This window comes from Pseudomonas sp. NPDC086278, assembly GCF_050280905.1.
Classification (GTDB): Bacteria; Pseudomonadota; Gammaproteobacteria; order Pseudomonadales; family Pseudomonadaceae; genus Aquipseudomonas.
In genome coordinates, this window is record NZ_JBNNWE010000173.1 from 1 (window position 1) to 5061 (window position 5061).

At 61.1% G+C, this 5061-nt stretch carries 5 protein-coding genes and 1 pseudogene; all 6 read left to right on the forward strand.

Features of this window, described 5'->3' with window-relative positions; translation table 11 throughout:
- On the forward strand, nucleotides 1-2075 hold a 2075-nt coding region (locus ACQKP4_RS28255), incomplete at its 5' end, for a molybdopterin-dependent oxidoreductase (protein ID WP_427637339.1).
- Complete coding sequence (gene nuoH / locus ACQKP4_RS28260; protein WP_028623953.1) at nucleotides 2072-3079, forward strand: NADH-quinone oxidoreductase subunit NuoH; 1008 nt, start codon at nucleotides 2072-2074, stop codon at nucleotides 3077-3079. The genes ACQKP4_RS28255 and nuoH, both read left to right, overlap by 4 nt.
- Before the next feature lie 12 nt (nucleotides 3080-3091).
- Nucleotides 3092-3637: an NADH-quinone oxidoreductase subunit NuoI gene (nuoI, locus tag ACQKP4_RS28265; protein ID WP_177331423.1), complete on the forward strand. Its 546-nt coding sequence runs from the start codon at nucleotides 3092-3094 to the stop codon at nucleotides 3635-3637.
- A 9-nt stretch (nucleotides 3638-3646) separates the two neighbouring features.
- Nucleotides 3647-4147 carry an NADH-quinone oxidoreductase subunit J gene (nuoJ, locus tag ACQKP4_RS28270; RefSeq protein WP_427637340.1) on the forward strand — a complete coding sequence of 167 codons (501 nt, stop codon included), beginning with the start codon at nucleotides 3647-3649 and terminating at the stop codon, nucleotides 4145-4147.
- A 3-nt stretch (nucleotides 4148-4150) separates the two neighbouring features.
- Nucleotides 4151-4459: an NADH-quinone oxidoreductase subunit NuoK gene (gene nuoK / locus ACQKP4_RS28275; protein WP_427637341.1), complete on the forward strand. Its 309-nt coding sequence runs from the start codon at nucleotides 4151-4153 to the stop codon at nucleotides 4457-4459.
- Nucleotides 4456-5001, forward strand: a pseudogene (locus tag ACQKP4_RS28280) (proton-conducting transporter membrane subunit); the annotation flags it as partial. The gene nuoK and the pseudogene ACQKP4_RS28280, both read left to right, overlap by 4 nt.
- Between the last annotated feature and the right edge of the window lie 60 nt (nucleotides 5002-5061).

The window sequence follows — 5061 nt, forward strand, 5'->3', positions numbered from 1 at the left end:
CCAAATGCACGTCGGAAATCCATAAGGTCCGCACACGTTGCTTACGGCTGGGTTTGGCGAGCTCGGCGCTGGTCATGGGCAACCCTCTGGGCAAGCTGCGCCGTATCGAAAACCGCTTCAATGGTTCGGTCAACCAGTACTTCCTGTGCGACCGTGGCCGTTTCGGCTATGGCTACGTCAACCGCGAAGACCGCCCGCGTCAGCCACTGCTGGCCAACGGCGCCAAGCTGAGCCTGGACGAAGCACTGGATAAAGCCGCCGACCTGCTGCGCGGCCGCAACATCGTCGGGATCGGCTCGCCGCGTGCCAGCCTCGAAAGCAACTACGCGTTGCGCGAACTGGTGGGCGCCGAGCACTTCTACTCCGGTATCGAAGCCGCCGAGCTGGAGCGCATTCGTCTGGTCATGCAGGTATTGAAAGACAGCCCGCTGCCGATCCCGAACATGCGCGACATCGAAGACCACGACGCGATATTCGTCCTTGGTGAAGACCTGACCCAGACCGCCGCCCGTATGGCGCTGTCCCTGCGTCAATCGGTCAAGGGCAAAGCCGAAGACATGGCCGACGCCATGCGCGTTCAGCCTTGGCTCGACGCCGCCGTGAAGAACATCGGCCAGCACGCGCTGAACCCGCTGTTCATCGCCAGCCTGGCGGAAACCAAGCTCGACGATATCGCTGAAGAATGCGTTCACGCCGCACCGGACGACCTGGCCCGCATCGGTTTCGCCGTGGCTCACGCCCTCGACGCCAGTGCGCCAGCGGTCGAGGGTCTGGACGCTGAAGCCCTGGACCTGGCCAAGCGCATTGCCGACGCCCTGCTCGCGGCCAAGCGTCCATTGATCATCGCCGGCACCTCGCTGGGTTCCAAGGCGCTGATCGAAGCTGCAGCCAACATCGCCAAAGCGCTGAAGCTGCGCGAGAAGAACGGTTCCATCAGCCTGATCGTGCCAGAGGCCAACAGCCTTGGCCTGGCCATGCTCGGTGGCGAATCGGTCGACGCTGCGCTGCAAGCGGTCATCGACGGCAAGGCCGACGCCATCGTCGTGCTGGAAAACGATCTGTATACCCGCACCGACAAAGCCAAGGTCGATGCCGCCCTGACCGCTGCGAAAGTGGTGATCGTGGCGGACCATCAGAAGACTGCCACCAGCGATCGCGCGCACCTGGTATTGCCAGCCGCGAGCTTCGCTGAAGGCGACGGTACGCTGGTCAGCCAGGAAGGTCGCGCCCAGCGCTTCTTCCAGGTTTTCGACCCGAAATACATGGACGCGAGCATCCTGGTTCACGAAGGCTGGCGCTGGCTGCATGCCCTGCGCGCCACCCTGCTGAACCAGCCGATTGACTGGACCCAGCTGGACCACGTCACCGCAGCCGTGGCTTCGAGCACGCCGCAACTGGCGCGCATCGTCGATGCCGCACCGTCCGCCGCGTTCCGCATCAAGGGCATGAAACTGGCCCGCGAACCGTTGCGTTACTCCGGTCGTACCGCCATGCGCGCTGACATCAGCGTCCATGAACCGCGTACCCCGCAAGACAACGACACCGCGTTCAACTTCTCGATGGAAGGTTACTCGGGCTCGGTCGAACCGCGTCAGCAAGTGCCATTCGCCTGGTCTCCGGGCTGGAACTCGCCGCAAGCGTGGAACAAGTTCCAGGACGAAGTCGGTGGTCACATCCGTGCTGGCGACCCGGGCACCCGCCTGATCGAAAGCACCGGTGATTCGCTGAACTGGTTCGCCGCCGTGCCACGCGCGTTCAACCCGGCGCCGGGCACCTGGCAAGTGGTGCCGTTCTTCCACTTGCTCGGCAGTGAAGAGAACTCTTCCAAAGCCGCGCCGGTGCAGGAACGCATTCCGGCCGCCTACGTCGCCCTGGCCAAATCCGAAGCCGATCGCCTGGGTGTCAACGAAGGTGCCCTGCTCAGTGTGAACGTCGATGGCCAGACCCTGCGTCTGCCACTGCGTATCAATGAAGAGCTGGGCGCCGGCCTGGTGGCATTGCCAGCGGGTATCGCCGGCATTCCAGCGGCGATCTTTGGCAAAACCGTTGACGGTCTGCAGGAGGCAGCTCAATGACCTGGTTCACGCCTGAAGTGATTGACGTGATTATCGCGGTCCTCAAGGCCATCGTGATTCTGCTCGCCGTGGTGGTTTGCGGCGCGCTGCTGAGCTGGGTCGAGCGTCGTCTGCTCGCCCTCTGGCAGGACCGTTACGGTCCGAACCGCGTCGGCCCGTTCGGCGCGTTCCAGATCGCGGCCGACATGATCAAGATGTTCTTCAAGGAAGACTGGACCCCGCCGTTCGCCGACAAGATGATTTTCACGTTGGCACCGGTCGTGGCCATGAGCGCCCTGCTGATTGCCTTCGCGATCATCCCGATCACCCCGACCTGGGGCGTGGCGGACATCAACATCGGCATCCTGTTCTTCTTCGCCATGGCCGGTCTGTCGGTCTACGCGGTGCTGTTCGCCGGCTGGTCGAGCAACAACAAGTTCGCCCTGCTGGGCAGCTTGCGGGCCTCGGCGCAAACCGTGTCGTACGAAGTGTTCATGGGCTTGTCGTTGATGGGCATCGTGATCCAGGTCGGCTCGTTCAACATGCGTGACATCGTCGAATATCAAGCGCAGAACCTGTGGTTCATCATTCCGCAGATCTTCGGTTTCCTGACCTTCTTCATCGCTGGCGTCGCCGTGACTCACCGTCACCCGTTCGACCAGCCGGAAGCGGAACAGGAACTGGCCGACGGTTACCACATTGAATACGCCGGCATGAAATGGGGCATGTTCTTCGTTGGCGAGTACATCGGCATCGTGTTGATTTCGGCGCTGCTGGTGACCTTGTTCTTCGGTGGCTGGCACGGTCCGTTCGGCATTCTGCCGCAGATCCCGTTCATCTGGTTCGCGCTGAAAACCGCGTTCTTCATCATGATCTTCATCCTGCTGCGCGCCTCGATTCCGCGCCCACGGTATGACCAAGTGATGGATTTCAGCTGGAAGTTCTGCCTGCCGCTGACCCTCGTCAACATGCTGGTGACCGCTGCGATCGTGTTGCTCAACACGCCCGCCGTCGCGGCTCAGTGAGGATAGAGAATCATGAAGTACATATTTGACATCGTGCATGGCTTCTTCACCCAGCTTCGCAGCCTGGTGATGATCTTCGGCCATGCCTTCCGCAAGCGCGACACGCTGCAGTACCCGGAAGAAGCCGTGTACCTGCCGCCGCGCTACCGTGGCCGTATCGTCCTGACCCGCGACCCTGATGGCGAAGAGCGTTGTGTAGCCTGCAACCTGTGCGCCGTGGCCTGCCCGGTCGGTTGCATCTCGCTGCAGAAAGCTGAAACCGAAGACGGTCGCTGGTACCCGGACTTCTTCCGCATCAACTTCTCGCGCTGCATTTTCTGCGGCCTCTGCGAGGAAGCCTGCCCGACCACCGCAATCCAGCTGACCCCGGATTTCGAGATGGCCGAGTTCAAACGTCAGGACCTGGTGTACGAGAAAGAAGATCTGCTGATCTCCGGCCCCGGCAAAAACCCTGATTACAACTTCTATCGTGTTGCAGGTATGGCGATTGCCGGGAAGCCGAAAGGCGCCGCGCAAAATGAAGCCGAACCGATCAACGTGAAGAGCTTGCTGCCTTAAGGAAGAAAGATGGAATTCGCTTTCTATTTCGCATCGGGTATCGCAGTGGTGTCCACGCTTCGCGTGATCACCAACACCAACCCTGTGCACGCCCTGCTCTACCTGATCATTTCGCTGATCGCCGTGGCCATGACGTTCTTCGCCCTCGGCGCACCGTTTGCCGGTGTGCTGGAAGTGATCGCCTACGCTGGCGCCATCATGGTGCTGTTCGTGTTCGTGGTGATGATGCTCAACCTCGGCCCGGCCTCGGTTCAGCAAGAACGCGTGTGGCTCAAGCCCGGCATCTGGCTCGGCCCGGTCATCCTCGGCGCGCTGCTGCTGGGTGAACTGCTGTACGTGCTGTTCGCTCATCAGAGCGGCCAGGCCATCGGTCACACCACCGTAGACGCCAAGGCCGTGGGCATCAGCCTGTTCGGTCCGTATCTGCTGGTGGTCGAACTCGCCTCGATGCTGCTGCTCGCCGCAGCCGTCACGGCGTTCCATCTCGGCCGCAACGAGGCGAAGGAGTAACTCATGCCTGCTATCCCTATGGAACATGGCCTGGCCGTTGCCGGCATCCTGTTCTGCCTCGGTCTGGTCGGCCTGATGGTCCGCCGCAACATTCTTTTCGTGTTGATGAGCCTGGAAGTGATGATGAACGCCGCTGCACTGGCCTTCATTGTTGCAGGTGCACGTTGGGGCCAGCCGGACGGACAGATCATGTTCATCCTGGTGATCAGCCTTGCAGCCGCCGAGGCCAGTATTGGCCTGGCGATTCTGTTGCAGCTGTATCGCCGCTTCCACACGCTCGATATTGACGCTGCCAGCGAGATGCGCGGATGAATCTTCTCTATCTGACTTTCGTATTCCCTCTTATAGGTTTCCTGCTGCTGTCGTTCTCACGCGGCCGCTTTTCGGAAAACCTGTCGGCGCTGATTGGCGTCGGTTCCATCGGCCTGTCTGCCATCGTCGCGGCTTACGTGATCTGGCAATTCAACGTCGCCCCGCCAGAAGGCGGCCACTACACCCAGGTGTTGTGGCAGTGGATGGCGGTTGAAGGCTTCAAGCCGAACCTGGCGCTGTACCTGGATGGCCTGTCGGTGACCATGCTCGGTGTGGTGGTCGGCGTCGGCTTCCTGATCCACTTGTTCGCGTCCTGGTACATGCGCGGTGAGGCCGGTTACTCGCGCTTCTTCGCCTACACCAACCTGTTCATCGCCAGCATGCTGTTCCTGATCCTGGGCGATAACCTGTTGTTCCTGTACTTCGGCTGGGAAGGCGTGGGCCTGTGCTCGTACCTGTTGATCGGTTTCTACTACAGCAACCGCAACAACGGTAACGCGGCACTCAAAGCCTTTATCGTCACCCGCATTGCCAGCACCTGGTATTGCTCACGCTGCTCATCTTGATAACCGGGTGGCGCGGGTTCAGGCGCAAAACTCGCC

Excerpts from the sequence above, each read along its gene's own strand:
- nuoK (WP_427637341.1), top strand. The coding sequence starts at position 4,151 with ATGCCTGCTATCCCTATGGAACATGGCCTGGCCGTTGCCGGCATCCTG.
- nuoJ (WP_427637340.1), top strand. The coding sequence starts at position 3,647 with ATGGAATTCGCTTTCTATTTCGCATCGGGTATCGCAGTGGTGTCCACG.
- nuoI (WP_177331423.1), top strand. The coding sequence starts at position 3,092 with ATGAAGTACATATTTGACATCGTGCATGGCTTCTTCACCCAGCTTCGC.
- nuoH (WP_028623953.1), top strand. The coding sequence starts at position 2,072 with ATGACCTGGTTCACGCCTGAAGTGATTGACGTGATTATCGCGGTCCTC.